15 protein-coding genes and 2 pseudogenes are annotated in these 23584 nt (G+C 65.2%); 5 read left to right on the top strand and 12 right to left on the bottom strand.

Annotated features, from left to right (window positions below; all coding sequences use genetic code 11):
* Window positions 1-191 precede the first annotated feature (191 nt).
* The gene (locus O7602_RS16990) at window positions 192-1496 is read left to right on the top strand and encodes an XRE family transcriptional regulator (RefSeq protein WP_281583626.1); all 1305 of its coding nucleotides are present in this window, start codon (window positions 192-194) and stop codon (window positions 1494-1496) included.
* 3 nt (window positions 1497-1499) lie between these two features.
* On the opposite strand, the gene cutA is transcribed toward O7602_RS16990, so the two are convergent.
* The 5 genes from cutA to O7602_RS16965 all read right to left on the bottom strand — a co-directional run bounded on the left by cutA (window position 1500) and on the right by O7602_RS16965 (window position 6011).
* A complete protein-coding gene (cutA, locus tag O7602_RS30975; RefSeq protein ID WP_348651334.1) occupies window positions 1500-1847 on the bottom strand; it encodes a divalent-cation tolerance protein CutA in 348 nt (115 codons plus the stop codon).
* Between the two features lie 485 nt (window positions 1848-2332).
* Window positions 2333-3655, bottom strand: a complete 1323-nt coding sequence (locus O7602_RS16980) for a pentapeptide repeat-containing protein (protein ID WP_281583624.1) — start codon at window positions 3653-3655, stop codon at window positions 2333-2335.
* 745 nt (window positions 3656-4400) lie between these two features.
* Complete coding sequence (locus O7602_RS16975) at window positions 4401-4706, bottom strand: tyrosine-type recombinase/integrase (protein ID WP_281590348.1); 306 nt, start codon at window positions 4704-4706, stop codon at window positions 4401-4403.
* Between the two features lie 46 nt (window positions 4707-4752).
* Window positions 4753-5172 carry a hypothetical protein gene (locus O7602_RS16970; protein ID WP_281583623.1) on the bottom strand — a complete coding sequence of 140 codons (420 nt, stop codon included), beginning with the start codon at window positions 5170-5172 and terminating at the stop codon, window positions 4753-4755.
* Window positions 5169-6011 (bottom strand): IS5 family transposase, encoded by an 843-nt coding sequence (locus tag O7602_RS16965; protein WP_281583622.1) that lies wholly within the window; start codon window positions 6009-6011, stop codon window positions 5169-5171. The genes O7602_RS16970 and O7602_RS16965 overlap by 4 nt, the downstream gene beginning before the upstream one ends.
* Window positions 6012-6152: 141 nt before the next feature.
* On the opposite strand from O7602_RS16965, the gene O7602_RS16960 reads away from it, so the two are divergent.
* A complete protein-coding gene (locus O7602_RS16960) occupies window positions 6153-9581 on the top strand; it encodes a hypothetical protein (protein ID WP_281583621.1) in 3429 nt (1142 codons plus the stop codon).
* A gap of 300 nt (window positions 9582-9881) precedes the next feature.
* Here the strand turns inward: O7602_RS16960 and O7602_RS16955 are convergent, their stop codons facing one another.
* From O7602_RS16955 to O7602_RS16945, 3 genes are all read right to left on the bottom strand, one after another.
* Window positions 9882-10898, bottom strand: a complete 1017-nt coding sequence (locus O7602_RS16955; RefSeq protein WP_281583620.1) for a hypothetical protein — start codon at window positions 10896-10898, stop codon at window positions 9882-9884.
* A complete protein-coding gene (locus O7602_RS16950; protein WP_281583619.1) occupies window positions 10895-11413 on the bottom strand; it encodes a hypothetical protein in 519 nt (172 codons plus the stop codon). Before O7602_RS16950 ends, O7602_RS16955 begins: the two co-directional genes overlap by 4 nt.
* Before the next feature lie 134 nt (window positions 11414-11547).
* A complete protein-coding gene (locus O7602_RS16945; protein WP_281583618.1) occupies window positions 11548-12132 on the bottom strand; it encodes a hypothetical protein in 585 nt (194 codons plus the stop codon).
* Window positions 12133-12628: 496 nt separating this feature from the next.
* Between O7602_RS16945 and O7602_RS16940 the strand changes: the two genes are divergently transcribed.
* Window positions 12629-13873: an IS701 family transposase gene (locus O7602_RS16940; RefSeq protein WP_281590346.1), complete on the top strand. Its 1245-nt coding sequence runs from the start codon at window positions 12629-12631 to the stop codon at window positions 13871-13873.
* Between the two features lie 886 nt (window positions 13874-14759).
* Window positions 14760-17999 carry a hypothetical protein gene (locus O7602_RS16935; protein ID WP_281583617.1) on the top strand — a complete coding sequence of 1080 codons (3240 nt, stop codon included), beginning with the start codon at window positions 14760-14762 and terminating at the stop codon, window positions 17997-17999.
* A 225-nt stretch (window positions 18000-18224) separates the two neighbouring features.
* On the opposite strand, the pseudogene O7602_RS16930 reads toward O7602_RS16935, so the two are convergent.
* From O7602_RS16930 to O7602_RS16920, 3 genes and pseudogenes are all read right to left on the bottom strand, one after another.
* Window positions 18225-18512 (bottom strand): annotated as a pseudogene (locus O7602_RS16930) (transposase family protein); the annotation flags it as partial.
* A gap of 160 nt (window positions 18513-18672) precedes the next feature.
* Window positions 18673-19530: an ATP-grasp domain-containing protein gene (locus O7602_RS16925; RefSeq protein WP_281583616.1), complete on the bottom strand. Its 858-nt coding sequence runs from the start codon at window positions 19528-19530 to the stop codon at window positions 18673-18675.
* A 155-nt stretch (window positions 19531-19685) separates the two neighbouring features.
* Complete coding sequence (locus tag O7602_RS16920; RefSeq protein WP_281583615.1) at window positions 19686-20456, bottom strand: hypothetical protein; 771 nt, start codon at window positions 20454-20456, stop codon at window positions 19686-19688.
* Window positions 20457-21040: 584 nt separating this feature from the next.
* Here O7602_RS16920 and O7602_RS16915 point away from each other — a divergent pair.
* Window positions 21041-22009, top strand: coding sequence for a hypothetical protein (locus tag O7602_RS16915; protein WP_281583614.1), 969 nt, complete (start codon window positions 21041-21043; stop codon window positions 22007-22009).
* A gap of 410 nt (window positions 22010-22419) precedes the next feature.
* Here the strand turns inward: O7602_RS16915 and O7602_RS16910 are convergent.
* A pseudogene (locus O7602_RS16910) lies at window positions 22420-23492 on the bottom strand (site-specific integrase).
* Window positions 23493-23584: the final 92 nt, after the last annotated feature.

The raw sequence follows: 23584 nt of genomic DNA, 5'->3' as shown, positions 1-23584 counted from the left end.
GACTCAGTACTCACTCGAGCGTACTGACTCAGCAGGTACAAGGCAAGTAGTGACGCATCGCGCTGTGTTGATCCCTGGGTGTAAGAGTGCGAGGCTGGGGAGTGCTCTTTCGACCCTCCGGCGGGGGTACCCATGATGGGTAGGCCACTTACGGATGTGGATGAGGAGCTACCGACGGGGTGGAGGCGTGCATGTCGCAGCGAGTCAGCGGGATAGCTATTCCGCGCCATGTCCTGGAGCGCGAGGACATGCGTGCCGCACTCGCGCGCCATGACTTCGGAACAGTGTTCATGCTGGCTCGGAAATGGGCGGGAATCAGCTATTCGCGAATTGCGGAGTCCTGCTCAATAAAGCCCGAAAGGGTCGGCGCGCTTGCCCGTGGGCAGGGCAGCATCGCAACATACGAAAAGATCAGCCTAATTGCAGATGCGATGCAAATTCCGGGGCATATGCTGGGCTTGGCTCCCCGAGGCTGGGAGGCCGGCCAGGCGGTGGCCCTAGATGCCCGAGGTGAGACCGTGAATCGACGTGACTTCCTGCGCGTGTCTGCCGTCGGTGCCGGCACCCTGCTCGGTGCCGTTGACGTCGCTGACCTCTCCTCCGGCCGACGTCTCGGCGAGGAGCTGCCGAAGGTTCTCGCGCGTCGGACTGCGAGGCTCCGTCGCCTCGATGACGTCCTCGGAGGAGGCGACACCGTTCGCCTGTATCTATCCGAATACGAGATGACCAAGAAACTCGTGGCGGGCGGCACCTACACCGAGACGGTCCAGCAGAGACTGCTCGCAATTCTTGCGGAACAGGCGCAGCAAGCTGGATGGGCTGCATTCGACGCGGGGAACCTGGACCTGTCGAAGCGGCTATACGGCGAAAGCCACGGGATCGCGAATCAAGCGCACGCGCCTCACCTGGCCGGAAACGCTCTGGCGTTCCTGGCGTATCAGACAGTTGGCGGCGACCCCCGCGAAGCGGTGGCGATCGCGGAGGCGTCTTGCGCCGCAGCCGGCGACGACTCCCCGGCCACCGTCACCGCTCTGCTGCACGAGCGTCGAGCGTGGGCGCATGCTGTCGTCGGCAACGCCCGTGAGACTGACGCGGCACTGGCAACGGCGCGCGCCGCCTTGGAGCGTCGCAACGCGACCGAGGAACCCGATTGGTCGACGTGGGTTGACGACCAGGAGGTGACCATCATGACCGGCCGATGCTGGGCAGAGCTTGGCCGGCCGCTGCGCGCGGTTCCGCTCCTGGAGGACGTACTAGCAGGCTTCGACGACGCCCACGCCCGAGACAAGGCCCTGTACTCGTGCTGGCTGGCGGACGCATATGCCACGGCAGGGGAGCCGGAGGAAGCCGCCCGGGTCGCCGGCCGCGTGCTCGACCTCTCCGAAGGCGTCGCCTCCGTGCGACCACGCCAACGACTCAACCCGGTCCTACAACGGCTCAGCGACCATGCCGCCGTGCCGGGAGTGCGAGAGGTGCTGGAGCGCGCCAGGGCGTAGCCGCTACGGCTCCACGTCGAGCAGGAGCGTCTTGCTGACCCAGGCGGCGTACTCGTCCGAACTCATCACGACCGGCACCGCCGCGATCTCGGGGTTCTGCCAAGGGTGGTTGTCCTGGAGAAATGCCCGCAGGTCCTCGAAGCGCTGGGCATGCGTCTTCAGGAGAAGCTGCCACTCCTCGCCCGTGCCGAACTCGCCCTGGTGCCAGAAGGCCGAGATGACCGGCCCGACGATCTGCGCGCCGGCCGCGAGTCTCGCCTCAACGACGAGGCGCGCCAGCTCGACGGCCGCCTCCCGCGTCTCCACCGCCGTCGAGACTTGGAGGACGGTCCAAGGCTGGCCGTTGCTCACGTCAGCGGCGCGACTCCCGGGCCGGGGGCGACCTTCATGCCATGACGTGATCGTTCGCGGGCGCCACAGGTGGGTCCGGCCGAACGTCTTGTCAGGCTCTGGCATCTGCCCGCGGTTCCGGTAGGAACTAACGGTGCCGACCTGGACGCCGAGGTACTCGGCGACCTCCGACGTCGTCCACCACTCCGCGTCTGGATCAGGGCTCGTCACGCCCGTCATTCTGCCCGCGCTAGACGTTCAGCGCACCTACGTACCCCCTAGCTCCTCGGAGGCTTGTCGCCGGTACGGTGTCGCCGGTACGGCCCCGTGAGAAGTTTCCATACGTCTTCAAGGCGGCCCTGCGGGCCGCTGCGCGCCGCTCGGGGCACACCGCGCCTTGCCGCTTCGCTCCCGGCGCGGCGACCCCGGCTGCGCGCAACCCCAGCGGGCACGGCGACGCCCCGTAGAGCTTCAGTCGGTCTACGGGGCTTCCGGCACTATTCGCGCTAGCCGGTTTCGCTGCCAGCCTCGCCGCTATCACGTGCCGACCAACCCTGGCCATCGTTTAAGGCCGCAACGCTGGGATCTGGAACGACCGGCCGCAAGTCGGATGCCGCACCTATGTGAGTGTCGAGCGCCCACCCTAGGGGGAGCTGAGCAGACGGGGTAGCCCGCGCGTCAAGCATATTCGGAAAATATTCGAATTGAGTTCCTGTTAGATTGAACGCGTTACAAAGCTTTGCTTCGCCTAAGTCCACATGCATGTAAAAGTGCGCTGCATCCAGCTCTGCAGGTCCGTCGAATTGGGTCGCCAAAAGAATTGCATATCTGCAAAATTTTGCCGCTTTTAGGTCCACATGTCCATGGAAGTGTGTGCTGCTGAAGACCGCTGTTCCCAGAAATTGTGCCATGGCAAGCTCCGCTGCCCCATGGAAGTGTGCTCCGCTGAAGTCTGCCGCGCCGTGGAAAAGCGTCGCGCTAAGGTTCGCGTCTTCGTAGAACTGAACTCCCTTCAGGTGGGCGTCGTCCCTGAACTCTGCCCCAATCATTCTCAATTTTCCGAAGAAATGCGCCCCTGCAAAGTTTGCATCTCCTTGAACCTGCATTCCGGCCAAGTTTGCATTTCCGTAAAAATGAGCCCCAGATAAGTCGAGCCGATCCACCTTTAGGTCGGAGAAGTTAATGTCGAGAAGTGCGGCACCTATCAGGTCGAGGCTCATTTTTTCGCCGGCGGCCCCGCGCCAGTATGCGGCTGGCTCTGAACTATCTGGACCAGCGTGCCTGCATAAGTGGTTGGCGATCAGTCGTTGTGCCGTCAGTCGTACTTGAAGTTCCTCGCGCCTCGACTGCTGCTCTTCCACCTTCGGTGTCTGCTCGTCCGGAGCGAAAATCTGCGATAAAACGCTAGTGTTCGATCGCAACACCTCGGTCGGGAGCCTGTACGGCATGCGCAGATACGCACAAAGTACCTCTACAACTGTCTGGCGCAGCTTCGAGTTATCTTGGCCCAATCGCTCCAACGCGTACAACCCCGCCAGCCGGACTGCTGCCTTGTCGCTGCCGAGCTGCTCTGCAGCCGCTACATACAGCGACGTTATGCGCTGCTCCACAGCGTCGGCCTGCGTGAATTGCTGGGCGTGCTCGCTCCACGCCTGCCGTCGAAGCGTCATAAGCAACGTCACACCAGCAGCCATCCCGGCTGCCACGGTCAATGCCACCTTGATCCGGTCCAAGCGCAACCGCTCTGGGTCAGCGACGCTCGTTGGCGTCCGCGACCACACACCCAGCAGCCACATCGCCGCAATGCCGCCACCCAGCACCAACGCCACCGCCGCTAGCGTCACGGGCCACCAGCGCATCGCTCGTAGCGGCTGATCCATCCTTCGCAGTGCATGCTTCCGCCATCCGGCCATCCACCGCTTCCGCTTCGCTCGCACGTAGGACAGTCTGGTGCCTACGGTCCAGCACAGATGCTCGCGAATCGACTCGTTGCCTCCGGCGGGTAGGGCCTCCGGCCCTACGACCCGGAGCGCGCCTCCGGCGGCAAGGGCTACCCGCCCTTGGACCCGGGCCGCTCTGGGATGCCCGGCCGATCCGGTGCCACCCGCCGCACACCACAGGCAGCCAGACCGGGCCTGCCCGGTCCAGGTCGTACGTCCGGTGGGGCGCTCCACCTGGACCGGGCAGGCCCGGCCCGGCAGGGCGAAGCCTGCGCGACGGGAAGCCGGCACCCGCAGGTGCTGCGGACGACCACACCCAACGGTTGAATGCGTTGGAGCGCTACGGAAACCAACAGCGGCACCGGGGACCAGCGGGGGACCACACGTCCAACCCGGACGGACACGGACAGCGCAACCGCCGACGACGTGCCGACGGGCGCGCCGTTGCTGACGTGCGCCAACGCCTACCGCGACGTCCTGGGGGTCAAGGGGTCGTCGGTTCGAATCCGGCCGTCCCGACCAAAGAAAAAGCCCTGACCAGCGGAAATGCTGGTCAGGGCTTTGACTTTCTTCTATGGAGATTTGAACCGCCCCCCGAAAACCCCCCGTTTACGTGGTGCGGCAACCAAGTTCGTCACTGATGTGCATCGTTCTCTTTTGATGGTGATCCTTGGCTGCTCGGGTGGCTGCCGAGCCGTTCGAGGATGCCGGACACGTCCGGGGCTTGTACCGGCTTGGCGATGTAGTAGGTGTCCGTGACCTCCTCGCTGGAGTGCCCGAGCTGCGCCGCCGCGCTCTTGGTGTTGGTCTCCTCCTTGATCAGGGTGGCGACGGTCTTTCGGAAGGTGTGCGGGGTGACCCAGTCGAGGTCGGCTTCGGCGCGTGCCTGGCGCCACTGACGGCGAACATTGTTGGGTGAGAGGGTGGTTCGGGAGGCTATGTCCGATGCGGACTTGGTGGTTCGTTAGCGGCCCTGGTTGGTGGGGTTACGCGGACGTCGTCGGTGGAGCCAGGGTGAACAGTCCGGCGTCGGGTTCGGTGAGGATCTGGCGGGCGACGAGGCGTTTGAGCTTGGCGCGGAGATTCTCGGTGTCCTTCGCGGTGGTCCCGGCGCCCAGCGCTTTGCAGATGTCCTTGGCGCGCATCGGTGCGGTCCCGGCGTGGAACACGGCGAGGATCTGCTGGTAGGCGGGGCTGGCGATGGTCGGGTCAGCAGGTGCGACCGCGTCGAGTGGGCCGCCCAGGCTCAGCAGCGTCTTGCGGGTGATGGCGAGTTCGGCCACCTCGGTCTCGGCGGCGGTGAGCTGCTCGTCGAGGGAGGCGATCTGGGCGCGGAGCCGTTCGACGGCGAGGCCGGCGGCGGTTTCGCGTTCAGTGAGCAGGGTCAGCAGCGACGGCTGGGTCACCGCTGGTGGCCTGGGTCGCGCCAGGACGTGGTGGCGGTGCCGGTCAGCCGGCGGATGAGGTTCGCTGTCGAGGCCCACCAGGTGTGGGACACCGCGGAGGCGGGTCGGCTTTCGTACTCGCGGACCAGGCGGCGGTGCAGCATCAGCGTGCCGTTGGTCTGCTCGACCACCCACCGCCGCTTGATCGGCACGAACCCGGCGGTCGTGTCGGACCGCAGGACCTGCTCCACGTCGACACCTCGGACCGCGCCGTGGATCTGCACGTCGTCTTTGAACCCGGCGTCGACCCATGCCTTGGTCACCGTCGGCGTGTGCGCGAGGACGTTGTCCAGCAGCTTCACGCCGATCGCGTTGTCGGTGACCGACGCGGCGGTGACCACCACCGCGATGATCAACCCGAGGGCGTCGACCGCGAGGCCCCGCTTACGGCCCGGCACCTTCTTCGCGGCGTCCTTGCCGGTCGTGGCGGCCGGGACGTGGTTGGCCGCCCGAATCGACTGAGTGTCCAGCACCACCGCGGTCGGATCCTCCCGGCGGCCGGCCTTCTCCCGTGCCTGGCAGCGCAGCAGATCGTGAATCACCTGGTCGGTGCCGTCATCACGCCACAGGGCGAAGTAGTAGTAGGTGGCCGACTTCGGCGGCAGGTCGTGCGGCAGGTACGCCCACTGGCACCCGGTCCGGTTCTGGTAGAAGATCGCGTTCACGATCTCCCGCAACTCGTAACGGCCCTGATGCCCCGACACCGACGGGTGCCGGTCCTTCCACGCCTGCAGGAACGGCCCGACCACCGCCCACTGCTCATCGGTCAGGTCACTCGGATACGCCGCACGCTCACCCATGATCAGCCCAACGCGGCCACCACGTCACCGGTTACGACCACGGCTCACCTTCACATGCCGGGCCGAACCCACAATGGACGAAAGCTACCGAACCACCCTCTGAAGACTCGCGAGCTGCACAAGTGGATGGTGTTGCCGGAGGTGCAGAGCCAGCTGGCCCGGGGTGGCGCCGAGGTGGCCGACGAGATCCTCGACCGTCTGGCCGCTCTGCTGGGCGACAGCGGCGACCAGCGGCGATCCGACGCCGAGCAGGTCCTCGTTCTTGTTCTGGCCGCTTTCGTACGCGCACACGACCCGGCCACCGCGTCCGCCATCGCCGGCGAGTGGCAGGCAGAACACACCCGTGCCGCGGCAGCGTCTACCCGTGCTGTGGTGGAGGACAACACCCGCTCTATCCTGAGCCGGATGTCGGCCACCAACGTGTTCGGCGACCAGGTCACCATGCTCCAGCCGTGGTGCCGCGATCGGGCGATCGAGATCCGCGAGTTCTGGCCAGACGTGGAGAAGCTGGTACAGGTCATCGTCACGGCCGATGACCGCGGCGCCGTCCTGCGGCAGTGGTGCGAGCAGCCCCCGGACTGGTTCGCTGATGCACCCGTGGAGGTAATCTGCTGGCTGGCTGAACTCGCCTCGGACTACAGCCAGAATCCGACGGCAGCCCGCCTGTTCGGGATGGCCGTGGAGGGTGGAGCGTACCCGGCCGGCTATTGGAAGGCCCGGCAGGCGATGTGCCTGCCGGAGGACGCCTCCGCTGACGTCAACGAGATCCTCGTCGGTGCAGCCTGGGAACACACGCTTGCGCAAGGGCTGCTGTTTGTCCACCGCGAGGACTGGGATCAGGCCATCGATGTCTTGTCCGCGTGGAAGACATCGTCGCACGCCGATGAGGCGTTGCGGCTGCAACTGCTGGCGCGGCTTTACGCTCGAGCCGACGACATCAACCGGGGAGTGAAGTTCGCGCTCGCCGCTGCTGACATCGAGGGCGCGAGCGGATCAGCGCTGTACGCCGCTGAGTTGCTGCTGTACCGGGCGCGGTACGGGGAGACCGTGAACAGGCTGGCCGACACCGAACGGGCTGCCGCGCTGGCGATCAAGGCCCGTAACGTCCGTCGGTCGTGGCACGGCGACAGCGTCGCGGCGATCCTGGTCGCGGTCAAGGCGTACGTGCTCGGCGGCAAGGTGGCGCAGGCGCGGACGCTCATCGAGCAGCAGCCGGACGGTGACGCCTGGCCGCAGGAGGTCACTGACCCCCGGCTGCGGCGAGAGCAGGCAGAACTGCTTGCCGGCACCGGCGAGTACGGCCGGGCCCGGGCGTTGGCCGTCGAACTGGGCATCCCATTCGTTGTCGCGGAAATCGAGGCCGTGGAGCTGACCGGCACCGCCGAAAACGCGGTCGCCGCTGCGGCGTGGCAGTCCGCGCTGGCCGCCGCGGAGTCCAGGGCCGACTTTCTGGTGGCGGTTCGAGGGCTGGCCCAGGTCGGTGGCGAGCTACCGGATCTTGCCGGGGTCGAGCAGGAACATCCCGAGTTGGTGCGCGAAATCCGGGTTGTTCAGCGCGCCATGGGCGCGCAGGGGGGCACGATTGAGGCTCTGCGGGCCGGCGCCACGGACCACTTTGCACTTGCGGTGTTGCTTGCGGAGCGGTACGGGCAGGCCGGGGAGCACTTGCTGGCCGCCGAGGTGCTCAAGGAAGCCGCATGCCGGTGGAACGACCCCGGCCTGATGCTGACCTCGGCGCGTCATCTGCGGGCCGCCGAGGATCCGGAAGCCGCGAAACGGGCCGCCGAACGCGCGTTGACCATGGGCGGAGCCGAGTGGGCCGGACAGTTCGATACGCGGGCGTTGATATTCGAAATCCACACCGACGAGGGGTCGTGGGACCTGGCGATCGAGCAGGCCCGCAACCTGGTGACGCTCGACCCCGACGCCGCGAACGCCCGCTGGGCGCTCGTGCACGCGTTGGTTCGGCGCGGCGATAGCGACGGTGCGTGGAACGCCCTCACCCCCGACGGCGATCCGGTCGCCCCCCGGGACCGCCACGACGCCATGACCTGGATTGGCCTGGTGGCCCGCCGCGACACCAGCACACAGTTCGTGCCTCGCGCACTGTCCACCATGGCCAGGTGGCCGGACGACGAGCAGCTGATGGGCGTCTTCATCGCCCAGATTTTCTTCGGCCTGCGGCGCCAGGCGCTCTCGACGACCGACGAGGACATCGCCGCGCTGCATACGGCCATGTTCGACTACACCGAACGCTTCCCCGAAAGCAGGGTGTTCCGCCGGATGTCGGTCTCGGAGGACGACCCGCTCGGATCCCTCGCGCCCGACCTTCGCGCACGTCACGAGTCACTCGGCGAAGTCATTAAGGAACTCGACAAGGCGAACCTGCCATTAGGCATGCTGGCTACCGCCTTCGATTCCTCCTACACAGAGGCGTCGCTGAAGCGCGGCGCCGGCTTCGTCAATGCCCATGCCCTGGCAGGAGAGATGCACGGCAGGGCCGCGGCTGCAGTGGCCTGGAACAAGGTGACCGTGATCGATGTCACTGCAGCTCACACTTTGGCGCTGCTCGACCCGCACCTGCGTTCGCAGCTCATCTCAGGTTTCGCCCAGCTTCGCGCAACCGATGAGGCTTACCGCGATGCGGTCCGGGGGCAGGAGTCCCTCGGCTTGCGTTCGACCATGTCCACGGGATGGGATCCTGACGCTGGGCGGCCGACCGTCACGGTGATCGAGCAGTCCGTCGCCGACTCGCTCGCCGAGCAGGCCACGACGGTATGCTCGATTCTGCACCAGGCAGCACGCCGTCCGTGGACCAGGTTCACGACGTTCCCAGACGCCGACCGGAAGTTCGAGTGGATGTCGTCGCTCGACATGGCGGCTTCTGAACACATCCCGTTCTGGTGCGACGACCACCGCCTGCGGTTAATCGCCGCCGGCATGGGCGTCGCGACCTTCGGCACGGTCGACCTTATCCGTGACCTGCAGATCCAAGGGCAGATTCCACGCGAGATCCGTGCGGCGGCCGAGGCTATCCTGCTTACCAACTACTTCACCGACCTCGGATTCGATCGGGCAACGTTCGACCTCGCCGCCGCGATGGACGGCCGAGCACCGCGCGGGGTGGCGTTCGCGCTCACTCGGCCCGCGACCTGGACCGACCCGGCCGCAGTAATCGATTTCGTGCTCTCCATGCTGGCTCACGCAGCGACCGCCGGACCGGACCAAGTTGAAGGCTGGGTCTCCGCCACCGCGATCGGACTGGTCCGGATCACCACCGATGATGGCAGCGCCGGTACCAACCTGCGTGTCCTTCTGAGTCGGTGCATGGCGGAGCCATGGATGAACGCCGACCGGCTGCCCGCGGTGCTGCGGGGTGTACGCGCGGGGATCGCGCGGCGCCGATTGGTGACCGATCCGTTCGAGGCAGTGGCCACCAGCGTCTACCGCAACCTCGTCGCCGGCCACGGACACGCGTTCGCCATGTCGATGATGATGGCGATGGTCGCCTTGTCGTCGGAATCCGACAAGGCTACGACGTCGCGAGTGGTGCTGACCTACCGCGATTAGCTCGCTGGGTAACAGAAGCGGCCACGGGCCTCTGGCAAGGAACTGCCAGCGGGAGAGAGGAGATCCTGCAAGCGTTCACCTACCTGACCGGTGATGACTGATGAATACAGCTACCGATCAGGCTCAGGAATCGACTCTGGGCATGCCGCCATCGCGCCACCCACCCAAACTGCCGCGGCTGGACCGCCATCAGCACGTCCGACAACGGCTGACGACCGCTACCTCCGCGCCTCGCGGTGGTTCAATTCGATACGGCGACCGGCCGTCGCCGTACGACGGTGGCCGACGATCAGCTGTGGCTCACCAGGCGCTCGTGTGGGCACCCAGGTAGTCATCGGATGGTGGGGCGTCGTCGCCGAGCTGAAGGCCGATCTGGAGCGAGATGCTCGCCAGCGGCGACAGCTTGGGGAAATCGCTCTCGAACCGCCATGGACGGATTTCCCGCTGCCGCAAGATCCGCGCGGATATGGCGACTGCGCCGGCCAAGTCGAGATCGATCAAGTCCGTCTGGGCGCGTCCGGTCGACCAGTGGTGATCATCAGCTGCGGCGAGCTGCAGTTGCCGGCCGTGTGCCTCGGAGAGTTCGGCGATGATCCGTGTCAGTTCGCGTCTGATCCCGTCGGCGTCGGCGTCGGCGTCCAGGCGGCTGAGCAGGCCACCGAGCCGCCACCAGGTCGAGAAGGGCTGGGATGTTGCACCGACCGCCGCGGTCTGGTGCGCCTGCGGCGCCTCAGCCAGCCGCGGCCACAGGTCGGTAGCGTCGGGGGCCGCCGTGAGCAATAGGTAGCGCTGCTGCGCAGGCGTTGCAAGTGCTGCTGAGCCGTGTCGTCCGGTGTCTGTGATCTGGGAATCGGACAGCAGGACGCCGAGAAGTTCGGCGGCCGAGATCGATCGCTCTCTGTCTCCCGTTGCAGCGACGGCAAGGAAGTCACCGAATGGCAACCCGAGCTCACTGTAGCCGCGGCTGGCCTCTAGCAAAGTCCCCCGGCCCGTTTGTACGTCGAGAAGCAGTTCAGCAACGGCGGCGTTTCTCAAGGCATCCGCGGCCTCGGCCAGCCGCACCCAGGGCTTCCCGGCACGGGGGCGTTGGATTTCCCGCAGGCTTTGACCGACGGCCCCTGCCTCCTTACCTATGAGGTTGATGACGCGCGGGCCAGAGCCTCTGGGAGGAGGGCGATCGCGCATTAACTCAGCCAAGTCGCGCACGTCGAACGGTGGCTCTTCCAACTCAGCGTATGCCCGATAGAAGCGTGCTCGAGCCGCGACCGTTGACGGGTCGAGCCGCAGTGCCCCCCACAATCGCTCCGGCAGCGTCACAGCATGCTCCGTTCCGCTAGCAGCGCGGCAGGGTGACAGAAGTCAAGGTTCAGCAGGAGATCGGTGAGCCTGAGCCGGCCACTCGGCGCAGGTTCGTACCGCTCTGCGCAGAGGATCTGTGCGGAGGGGATGTGCAGCTTGGCCGCCACCTCGCCCTGCCAGTACCAGCCGGAATATGCGCGGCCATGGTTCAGCTCCCGGATCTCTTCCGCGACCGTCGGGATCCGGACGGCTGGGTTGGATCCAACGAGGACGTAGCAATAGAGGACCCAGCCGGGGCACGCGGGCTTTGCAGGGTCTGCGTAGTCGGTGGTGGCGAACTCCAGAGCGGTGCGAAGCGCGCGATGGGTGATGTTGGTCCTGGCCGCCACGTCGCGGTCGACGCAACCGGCTGACAGTGAGATGAAGGGCGTTACATCGCAGAACTTGCGTCCCGTGGTTGGCTCCACGCTGCTGAAATTGTTGACGTGGCGGTCGAGGTTCTCCTCGGTTAGGCGCTGTATGGCGGCGGCCACGGGGAAGCCCCCACCCCGTTGCCAATGCGACTCCCAGTCTCGGCAGCGCAGACCCGTCGGGTCGGTAAGTATCTGCTGTACGGCCCCACTGTCGATTTTCGCCAAGCCCTTGCAACACCATTGAACGATCATGTTTAAGCTTCCCTCGGTGCCGACTGTGTGCCGATCTCGGAACCGAGCGCGGCCGTCAACGCCTGGTGCCGTTCCTTGATGACCTCGGGCGACGTCCGTTCGGCTTCCTGTGTGAACATCGCATCCCAGGTGGGCTCCCAGTACTCCGTGAATGCCTTCACCCGGCTTCCGTGCTGGGACGTCAGCCCCGTACGTAGCTGTGCGCTGGACCCGGGGGCCACGAACGTCTTGAACAGGGCGGAGATGAACGCGTCGTACGCCGCTACTGCCGAGGTTGAAAAAAATGGGCTGTTGGCATGGAAGAGTCGATCGAGTCGCCGCTTGCGTAGCAGGATCTCGGGTGGCGAAAGCTCCTTCCAGTTGCCCACCCACGTGAAGTAGCAGAACAAGTCGTTGAGGTCAGGCAGGGCTGCAGTGAGCAGCTCGATGCGCTTTTCGACCAGCTTTTGGCTGAACCACTGCTGGTTCTCGGCACGCCTCAACGCGCGGCTGAAGACAGCAGCTAGCACGGCAACGGCGACCGGAACCATGCCGCCGATGACGAGCTTGGCGAACTCCAAGCTGTTCCACACCGAAGCGGCGAGCACGTGCAGCTCCCTCCCGTCACTGTCGACGGTGGCATCGTTGCAGATCGCCTCTGTCGCGTCATCCGCCGTAAGTGCGCACCCGTGGGTCCCAGGGTGCCGGCATATTGCACAGCAGACAAGCCTCAGATGGCGGCTCATCTCCATGATGCTGTAGGCAGACATGGGGCAATGCCCAGGATAGGCTCAAGGTGGCTCCGATGAGACCTCCGGCTCTACGTCAGCAGCCGCTGGCCCTCCGTCCCGAACGTATCTACCACCAAGAACGCCTTACCCAGCTCGTTGAGCGTCAGCTCCAGCCGCCAAAAGTCCACCTCGCCGGAGGGGTTAGTACTCCAGCCGGGGATGTTGACCTCGGCTGGACTGCGGTTTGACGCGGTGCGGGAACGAGGGCAGCCACCGTCGATCATGGACGGTTGTGTGGACTGACCATGATGCAGCGGTGGCTGCCGGATACAGGGTAGACGCCCAGCGGTGGCGGGTGTTGTTCGACGAGCTGATGTTGACGGTCGGGCAGCGTTTCCGCAGGCCCGAGCCGCGTCGCCGGGTGCGTGACTTCGTCCGAGGGTTGTTGGCGCCGCTACCGCGGAAGAACTGCTGGACGATTGCTGAGCACGCCGGAGACGCCAGCCCGGACGGGATGCAGGACTTGCTGACCCGGGTGACGTGGGACGACGCTGAGGTTCGCGCCGATATCCGCGAGTTCGTCGGTGAGCATCTCGGTGATGTCGAGGCCGTGCTGGTCATCGACGAGACGGGTGATCTGAAGAAGGGCCGGCACACCGTCGGGGTACAGCGGCAGTACTCGGGCACGGCCGGGAAGATCGAGAACTGTCAGCTCGCGGTGCACTTGGTCTATGCCACCGAGGCTGGGCACGCGATGCTCGACACGGCCCTCTACCTGCCGAAGTCATGGTGCGACGACCCCGACCGCCGCGCCGAGGCTGGTGTTCCTACGCAGGTGCGCTTCGCGACCAAGCCGCAGCTGGCGACCCGCATGATCGAGGATGCGGTCACCGGCGGGTTGCCGTGCCGGTGGGCGGCCGGCGACGAGGCCTACGGCAACGACCCGCGACTGGCCGCCCGGCTGCGTCAGCTGCGACTGGGCTATGTCCTGGCCGTGGCCTGCTCACATCAGGTGATCACCGGCCTCGGCGTCTACCGCGTCGACGCCCTCACCGCCGAGCTCCCCGTCACCGCCTGGCAGCGCATGTCCGCCGGCAGGGGCGCGAAGGGCCACCGCTACTACGACTGGTCCTTCGTCGCCCTGCCCCACGCCACCGACGGTCACGGCGGGCACCACTGGCTGCTGATCCGCCGCAGCCGCCGCACCCGTGAACTGGCCTTCTACCGCTGCTGGTCACCCGAGATCGTCGCGCTCGGCACTCTCGTCGCGGTCGCCGGCCGCCGCTGGAAGATCGAGGAATCGTTCCAAGCCGCGAAGACCAGCCTCGGCCTCGACCAGCACCAACACCGCCGCTGGACCTCCTGGCACCGCTGGACCACCCTCGCGTTCCTCGCCCACGCGTTCCTCGCCGCCGCGACCACCAAGCACCGCAACCACTACCAGCCGGTCGGGCTGATCCCCCTGACCGTCAACGAGCTACGCCACCTGTTCCACGTCCTGATCATCGAACCCACCCGCCGACTCTGCGACCCGCTGCTCTGGTCCATCCGCCGACGCCGCCACCAAGCCAGAGCCATGAACAGCCACTACGCCCGACAAGCCCTCATCGAGCCGTGATCACGATCCCCGGCTGGAGTACTAGCCGGCCCTCGCGGGTTTTCGGCTCAAGCCTTCGGGTCAAGTGGGCCGACATGCTCCTTGATATTGCAGTCCGAAATCCAATGTGAGAGCTGGCACTGAGAGCGAATTAACATCGAAAACCCTTCTCGGCGTAGGAGCGAGACAGATTCGTCGCCACGTACACCGGCCCGGCGGGAGATTTGAACCTCCTGCCGGGAAGTACCCGGAGTCACGGCGCTCCGGTCCGCGCCTACGGCACCGGGGATAATCGCGACCGCGATACCCTCGCGCCCGGCCACAAACGGCGCCGAGGCACCCCACCTGCCGGTGCCCGCGCCGGCTCCCGTTGCCGGCTCAAGTGTCGTCATCCCGCTCGGTGTAGCCGTGTGCGAGTAGCGCGGCTAGGGATTGCGTGTCCCATGTCCGCTCATCGGCGTCGCGCCATCGGTGTTGCCGTGGGCACTGCCAGTTCGGTACCGCTTCTTCGGGGAGGAAGCATCCGCCGAGCGCGAGCTCGCCTGCGGCTGCGGCCTTCCTGGCTTCGGGCGCCGGGAGGCCGAAGAGCAGGGGGACGCCCGCCGCGTGGCATTCGGGACAGCTCGGCATCACCTCGTCACGGTACCGAGCCCACCTCATCTCGACCCTTCAGCGCTCGCTTCCTCTGCCGGGTCCCACTACCAGCACAGACAGGCCAAGTGACATTGGAGCACTAGACGAGGCCGCGGTTGCCGAGCACGGCGCTTGCTCCCCCGGTGACCCAAGGTGTCGTGCTTCGCGGGCGCGGGCGTGAGGCCGTAGGTGTACATCGGACAACCAGGATGGCTCGGCCAGCAGGCTCCTGCGTCTCTTGACGATCTACTGAGAGGCCCTAATCATTGACGGAGTGGCCCGCTCCCCGTACACACTTGACGGTGCACGCGAGATCTTATCCGGACCGGACGGCAAGTGGCTCAAGGCACTAGACACCTTGCTTGGCGTCGGCATACTGGTCACCGGCCCCTTTGGGTTGGCGGCTTGGGGCTGGGTTGATCAAAAGAACGAGCTGATCAAGACTCTAGGCGAGGTCGCCGCAGCGGGTCGCGCACGCCTTAAGGGCAAACGTGTTCCCGACCGCTCCGACGTGCTCGCGGCAACCCACACGGCTTTGGCGTACGGAGCATTTTTCGCCGCATTCCGTGAGATCGTCGGGCCAGTGTGCGAGAAGGTCGGCCTCACGGAAGACGACAAACGCCGCCTCACCGGCGACGCTCAGCCGGACCTCGCAAAGGATGGCCTTCAGCGGAGCCTGATGAACGCTCCTATTGAGCTGCCGTGGGCGGGCTGCGGATTTCGAGCCAACCGCGACGAGGTGATCAAGCCGCTTTTTCAAAATCTGGCCCTGCACTGCGTCGCTTTCTTGCAGAACTTCGAAGTTTGGCATCGGATTGATTCGGTGCGAGCTACCGATCCGTTAGTTCGTGATGTTGTAAGCCGGGCAGTCCGGCGCTACGAAGCGGAGTATAAATCGCTCGCCGCTGTGGTTCCCGAGTTCGGGATCTGGGCGGCGTTGGGCGAGAGTGATGCAACTCAGAGCGCAGTCAAGCGCTCAAGCGAGGCTTTGAGCCGTCTCGAAGAATTAGTAAGGTCGCTCCCCCGTGACGCCGAAGGCGCTAGGAATCGGACTCGTGAAGTAAATGCTGCTGTAAACCGGGCAGTGCTTTTGGAGCCATTGGTTGTCACCGATTCAGCCGACGATCTGGCCCAGCTTCGAATCCCGACGGTTCAGGAGGGCTACCTCACACCAGCGTTTCGTTCGGTGGTTATGGATGAAAAGTGTCGACCCGCAGACGACAACTGGTGGGAATCCGCCGAATGGGGCAGTGATCTGGACACCTTCCTGGCGGCCTATTTCTCCTCGCCTCGTAGTCACCAAAGGCCGCTTGTGGTCTTAGGTCTGCCAGGGGCCGGGAAGAGCATGTTTACCAAGGTTTGTGCAGCGCGTTTATCCGGCGGTGACGCTTACGCGGTGGCGCGTGTGCCACTGCGTCAGGTGTCCGATCCGACCGCTCCCATCCATCAACAGGTTTCAGGTGTTCTCGATAAAACGACCAACGGACGTGTCTCATGGACTGAGCTAAGCGAGTCCGCTGTCGACGCAACCCGAGTGCTGCTCATCGATGGCTTGGATGAATTTATGCAAGCCTCGGGAAATTCTGAATCAAACTATCTGCACAACGTAGTCGAATTTCAGCGCGTCGAGCGGATTTCCGGCCACCCCGTCTCGGTCGTCGTTACTTCACGGACCCTGGTGGCCGACCTTGCCCGGATTCCCATCGGGTCCTTGGTCATCAAGTTAGAAAACTTTCGCCCAGAGCAAGTGCGGACCTGCCTCGGTATATGGGATCAGGTGAATCTGGAACGACAGTCATGCATCCCGTCCGCAGATACGATTCTTTCGTATGGCGAGATCGCCCAACAGCCGCTGCTTCTGCTGCTTTTGATTCTTTATGGCGCAACCAACCATCTCCCCGCTGTAGGGGAGAACTCGACGCCGGCACAAATTTACGGCGATATTCTCCGCCGGTTCATACAACGCGAGTTGCAGAAGGTGCCGGATCTCGATCCAGCGGATCTGCGCGAGGAGCAGGTGCGAGCCGAGCTCTGGCGCCTGGGGATTGCCGCCTTCGGCATGTTCAATCGTGGGCGACACTACGTCGAGGAACACTTGCTTCAGGCGGACCTTGATGCTCTTGATCAACCGATGCGTCAGCGGCGGATGCAAAGACGAGGCGCAGCTTTAACGGCGGCGCGACAGTTGTTAGGGAAGTTTTTTTTCATACACGCCGCGGAAGCAGATGAGGGCTTCGAGGGTCGAAGCTACGAGTTTCTACACGCTACTTTTAGCGAGTATCTGATCGCGCGACTGACGCTGGACGAGCTAACTGATCTATGGGAATCAGTGGATCGACCATCGTCGCAGAATTGGGACGACGATCGCCTCTATGCGCTACTGTCTCATCAATTGCTTAGCATCGGAGGGGCAGCGATTCTGCCGTTCGTGGCGCAATTGCATGGTGCCTTGCCTGGCTCGGCAGGTCAGGGTATCCGGCAGATCCTTCGAACTCTTCTCAGGCAGGCTGAGGGTAGGTGGGAAAGTGGGCGCTTCGCTGCATACTCTCCCTCAGGGGAGTCATCGCTTCAACGTTTTGCTCTCTATACGGCTAATCTGATCATGTTAGTCCTGGGGGTAGAGGACAGGGCTGTAAAGATCGACTCGATTGCGCCGTCAGATGTGGATCCAATCGAATGGTGGTCTAAGATGGTCCACATATGGCAGGGATGCGTCCCAGACTTGGATCTCTCCGAGATCAAACCCGTTTTCTCGGAGACTGCTATTATGCGCTCTTCTGAAAACGACCCTGCTCAGCCCCTCGTGCATAAACATTCGCTGATGTTCCAGAGCACGGCAGCATCGATCATTAACGCAGGTTTTGGAGTTGCAGGGAACCGCTTCGCCATCGACAGTGATGATCTTGATGTGGCCTTCGCGGGGAGTGCGGCGCGAGCGTTGACTGAATCCGCCCACGTCTCGACCGCTACCGCAGCCGCGATAGAAATTATTCGAGGATTGAAGAACTCTGAAAGTCGAGTCCTCAGGCCCTCCCTTCTGATGGAGTATGTCGCCCGGAACCCAGAAGGCTTTACTGGAGCCGATATTCGATCGTTGCTGGACGCCGCAAGTGTTCGGGATCGGGTTCATGATGATTCGTGGCCATACTCGCTCTTGCTAGGGCAGTACCTTTATCTGGTGAGCGATAGAGAGCTCAGCGACCACCTCAGGAATAGCTGCGCCGATAGCACTTTTGTTGCCCCCCTCATTGCTGGGATGCTGGTCTGGGATGACGAGCTCACACAAGTGCGCAAGATCTTCGATCGATTTCCCCCCGAACTTCGCCTCAGGGTCGAAAAATGCGTCGCGGAATTTTACCCACTCCGCCAGTCGATGGATGGGCGGAGGCTTGTGCTGTGGACATCCGAGCGGCTGCTTCCCATACTGATGGAGGGTGACCATCTCGTATCAATTTGGGAGAGATTGGGCATGCCACTGCGATACGTCCGGCGTTCAACGGAAGGCGAAGAGTAAGCGAGAGATCAAGTCGAAAAATTGTTCGGACGAGAGTCCCACGCGCTGGAGAGGGCTATACAGATTCACTATGCCTGAGTGATCGGCAGTGGCAGGACCAGAAGATCCATAGGCGGCCCCCACGGCAGTGCTGACGTCGCTACCCTCTTCCACCCTGCTTGTTCGTACATGGCTCGGGCGGCCGATCGGGGATCGGACGCCAGCGTCGCCCACCGCTCCCGTCGCTCGGCAAATTCGTTCCACGGCGGTGGCCAGACCGTCGGCTACCGAGCTGAGCAGGGCTATCACCTCCTGCACGTAGTGCCAGGCGGGGGTGATACCGATCTTGAAGCCGGCCGCGAGTCGCGCGTAGGTGTCGCCGTTGTGCAGATGGGCCAGAGCCAGCAGCGCCTGCCGGCCGGGATCGAGGCGTCGCCATCGGGAGCGGCGCTGCTTGCGGTGGCCGTGGATGCGTTCGGCGAGGTGGTTCAGGGTGCGGCTGGACAACGGAATCGTGGCGGGGTGGGACAGCATGGCGAGGTTCCGGTCGGGGCTTCGAGTCTTGGTCGACAGCTGTCCTACCTGGAGGCTCGCACCCATCGATCACTGGGCCTGCCACACCCGCCCTGAGCTGCAAGATCAGCTTGGAAAGGCTCACGGATGGACGCGCGTTTCGGCAGCCGACTGGCTGGCGCTACCGGTGCGCCATGACGTCCGTCAGCAGCGCCGTGGCGAAGTCGTGCGGGCTGACAGTGGTGGGGCGGTCACTGACCTGGCCGTCGCCGAGTTCGACGACGCGCCAGACGCCGTCGTCGCGGCGGGCGAGGTCAACAGTGACGAAGGGCAGGTCGAGGGCGGCGATCAGCGGTGTGAGTGTGGCGGGGTCGAGGTCGGTGGGCGGGAGCTCGTCGGGGGTGTCGGGGTGAGCGCCGGTGAGTGCGCAGGCACCGTTGATCCACCAGGTGCGTACTTCGGCGCTGGTGAAGTGTTCGAAGGCGCGCAGGACGAATCCGCCGGTGAAGTCATCGGCGCGTAGTTCAAGGAAGCGGGCGGCAATCTGCCAGGCGGCGGCTGAGTCACCGAGGTCGGGGATGAAGGCGGCCTCGTGCCAGTGGTGTTTCATCGATTTGGTGTAGTCGCGCAGGACGGCGGCGCCGGTGCCGAGTTGTGTCCGGGCGTGGTCGAAGGCAGGTCGCTGCGCGCTGGTGGTCCAGGTGGAGGTCGGTGTGACCGGGGCGAGTGAGTGGTACCAGCCGGGAAGTTCGTGGGCGCGGCGGTACTGGTCGCTGCTGGTGCGCAGGGTCACGCCTCGGGCGGTGAGGGCGTCGGCGAAGGCGGCGTACTGGTCGCTGTGGAACATCCATCCGCGGTAGACCGCGACGCCGCCGGTGGGCACGGCTGCGACGGCGCGGTGCGGGTCGTCGCGGGTCAGCGCGTCGTGGTCGACCACGGCGACGTCGATCCCGGCTTCGCGGGCGGCGTTGGCCTCGGGCGCGAAGTGGTCGTCGGGCAGGCGCGGCCGTAGCGGGTTCGCGGGCACCAGCAGCATCATCCGGGCATCGTGCCGGAGGGACGACGGCGGGCTCCACCCGATATTCCGATCGGCCAGGTCGCTTTGGTCCCACCCTCGGTGCTGTCGATCGCCGTGGGGGAGTGGGACGGCCTTTCGACGAGTTCCACCGAGGGCTGGGGTAGGGCTTGCTGCAGCTATTCGCCGGGCGGGGCGGCGCGGTCGGATCGCCAGTCGGTGAACAGGTCGGCGAGCCGGGTCTTGGTCTGGTCGGTGAGGATCTTAGTGGCGTCTTCTCCGAGTGGTTTCAGGGCGTGTTGCCGTACTGCGGGGTGTTGTGCTGGTGCGGGACAGATGAACAGGGCCAGTATTCGTAGCGCGCGGAGAGCTTCTTCGTGGGAGATGAGGTCGAGCAGCGGAGCGCCCGCGAACGCTGCGGCCTGGAACCCCTGCCACGCCTTGTCGACGATCAGGGCGACAACGGCCTCGGTGACGTGCGGGCGCTCGGCTTGCAGCGGCGACCGGAGAATCATCTCTTTGACCCTGAGGGGGATGCTGTCGAAGCCGCGCCGGGTCACCTCGATCACCTGGACCAGAGCGATGAACAGGTCGCACCAGCCGTGATGGGTGAGGTCCTTCCGGACTCTGGTGGCGTCCGGAGTGGCACAGTCGAGTTCCGTGGCGATCTCCCGCCAGGCTCCGCGTGTCATCTCCTCGGCAAGTGCTGTCACCTGCTCGGCGGGTGATGGGTAGGGCTCGCCGTCTTCGGGAGCCGAAGTAGGTGACGGGGTGGAAAGCCAGTCCGCTATGTCCACGCGCGCAAGGTCGGTGGTGACCTCCCTGTTCGCGCGGGTTCTCTCCAGGCGCAGCGGTCGATGCTTCGTCCAGGTCAGTCTGTCCTCGAAGTCCTTCCGTCTCCTGCGACGGATCGAGTGATCGTGGCCGACGTGGTCGAGCCAGCCCTGCACGCCATGCTGGGAGCCGCCGCACTCGGTGCACAGGCACCGATGTCCTCGAGCTGTCGCGCAGCTGGGGTTGTGTCTGCCGGTGTCCATGTCGAGGGCACCTCGCTCATCCGATCGACCTGGTCACGGCACCGTCGAGGAGATAGCTCAATCGAGGAGATAGCTCAATGGAATTAGTTCGATACCCTAAGTCATTGAGTGATTGAGTTCAATGCCATGCCATGCCGATGCCGACAGGCCCGGCGGGCGCCAGCACCTGTCTCCACCGGATCAGCTCGCCCGCCTACTTGTCGATCAGCAGGAACACCGCGTACGGTTCGGTCACCGTGTAGTTGGCCCTGTCTGGCCGATGAAGCTGCTGCTGTGCCGCTCTGTGATGCGGAGCCCAAGGAGTCGGTCACTGATGCCGACGGGCTTAGACCCCGCCTGCGGCCTGCTCCGTGACCGTTTCCTCGCAGTCGTCGACAGGCTGCTGGCTGTCCCCCATCCGTTTACGGGCGCTCTGCCCGGCCCGTCACGCCGTTTCACACCGAAAGATGCGGCGCGGCGTGTCTGCACGCCCCCGACCTGAAGAGGATCGGCTCCTGATGACGTCATACGTGATCCGTGCCAGCACCGAGCCGGCGGCGTCGAAGCAATGGCTCGCCCAACAGTTCCCCCACCGGGCCTGGCTCATCGCCGACCTGCAACAACGTATCGACCGCGCCCCTGCCCCCATCAGCGCCTACGCGCCCAACCCCGACCGCTTCGGTCGGGCGATGGAACGGACCCTCGCCCTCGACCTGTGCGACGAGCCGCCGTACCCGCGCCTCATCGCCAGCCTTCCCGAGCCCGGGAAACGGCACCTGCTCACCACCGCCGGATACGCACCCACCCCCGGCGCATCCGACGGGCCGTGGCGCAAGACCTCCGACCGCATCCCTGCGGCTCGACTGTTCACTGTGGGCAGCCTGCTACCTGACCTCGACCGGGCAGTGCACGCGCTCCGACCGGCGAAACCCGACGAGGCCCAGGCAATCCACGCCGCGCTGCGCGACCGACGCACCATCACCGTGTACGCGAGAACGACGCACGCGGCGCGTCCCGCCTTCGCCGCCTTCTGGGCCAGCTACACCAGCGGATTCCGCAACACGTTACGCGGCTATGGACCCGTCACCGCGCCCCTGAACCTGCTGGAGGGACTCCGTATCGCCGACTTCCTCGCAGGCACCACGATCGTCGAACTCAAAACGGGCAACCTCGACGACACTCATCACCTCCAAGCCCTGATCGACCAGGTCCTGGCCTACGCCCTGCTCGCACCCGTCTGTGGCTATCCGGTCACCGCAGCCGCCATGTACCTCGCCCGCTACCACGTGCTCGCCCACTACCCGCTCGACACCCTTCTCGGCCGCCTCGCCGGACAACCCATCAACGCCATCGAAGCAGGACAACACCTGGCCACCCTCATCCGAGGGGAAGGCCCACGAAAGCCGCCAGCCGCTTCCCGATTCGAGCTGACAACACTCGCTACATTCCAGACGGAGCAGGCCCGGGCCGTCAGCCCGGGCCCGTAGCGCGGGTAGGGTTGCTACCCAACGACTGGGATGACGCCGACGATGCGCAGCCCGATCTGGGCATCGGTTCGTGTCGATCCACCGACACGAACCCCTTGCGGACGGTAGGTGAGTCGTGATGGGCGGGCGCACGCTGTTCCCTGGTGACGACACACGTCACCCATGGTGGGGGAGTGGGGCGTGGTGGGGACCAGCGCTGCCACGTCGGCCGCCCCCCGTTTTCCCCCCGAAAACCCTCATCTACCGATGACAACAAGTAACAAGAAGCGACCAGTGTTTGATCGTGTCTGTGCAGCTCAACGTCAATTTTCGACAATCAACGACAAGTTCGATTTGGTTACGTTCGGTAACAAGGGGTCGTCGGTTCGAATCCGGCCGTCCCGACGCAGGTAGAAGGGCATTTCGCGCGATCATGCGATGCCCCGCTGGGGACCATTTGGGGACCGCAGGCCGGTGAGATGCGAAGACAGCGCCTCACCGGCGGCCCGGATCGACTGCCGATCCGGATGCAGATACCGCTGAGTTGTCATCAGCGAGCCGTGACCGGCGATCTTCCGTAGGACGTGCACCGGCACGCCGGCATCCGCCATCCAGGTCAGCCCGGTGTGCCGCAGGTCGTGCCGCCTCAGGTACTCGAAGCCCAGCGAGCCGACCACCTCGTCCCAGTGCGTCGCGTCGCGCAGCACCGCCGTGCTGATCCGGCCGCCACGCGGGCCGACGAACAGCCGGCCGTCATCCTCGGCGATCCGATCGAGTTTCGCGGCCACCATCGGCCGCAACTCCTCGATGATGGGCACCTGCCGCGCCCGCTTGCCCTTGGTGCCCTTGTCGACTAGGCCGCCCGGCCCGGTGGTGGTCTGCCGGCGCACCGTCCACAGCCACGTGTCCCGGTCGATGTCGCCTTTGCGCACGCCGGACACCTCGCCAATGCGGGCCGCCGTGCCGGCCGCGAACCTCACCACCTCACCCCAGCCGAGGTAGCGGCCGTGCGAGCGCTCGACCAGCGCCGTAGCCAGGGTGGACAGCGCGGTCCAGTCCGGCGGCGCCAGGGAACGCGGGTTGTCCAACTCGTCCTCGGCCCGCTGGTACTCCCGCTGCCACCCGGTCAGCCGCGCCGGGTTGCGGTCGATCAGACCGTCGCGCACCGCCTGCTCCAGGACCCGCACCAGGACGGCGAGGCTGTTCTTCACCGTCGACCGCCCGCAGCCCTCGGCGATCCAGCCGTGCGCGGCCCGGTCCACCGCGCCGTTGGTGATGAGCCGGACCGGCAGGTGGCCGAGCGTCGGTACCACCCGCCGACGCCATCCCGCCAGGTACGGATCGAGCGTCTTGCCCTCCAGGCCGCGCAACGCCAGGCGCATCACGCTCTCGCCGTACTGCGCCAGCAGCATCGACGCCGCGTCCGGGTCGACGCGGCGGCACTGCGGCAAGCGGGTGGCCCGGCTGATGCGGGGTGCGGGGTTGCGGTCCGCTGAACAGGGATGACCTGGTGCACTCCCGAAGAGTCGACGACTTCCGGAGTGAGTCTTCACCGAGCGGCGGCATAGGTCGGATCCTTGATCTGGCAGGGATCGG

Origin of the sequence: Micromonospora sp. WMMD1128 (assembly GCF_027497235.1) — a bacterium.
Taxonomy (GTDB): domain Bacteria; phylum Actinomycetota; class Actinomycetes; order Mycobacteriales; family Micromonosporaceae; genus Micromonospora.
This window is presented reverse-complemented; position numbering and strand designations above follow the sequence as displayed.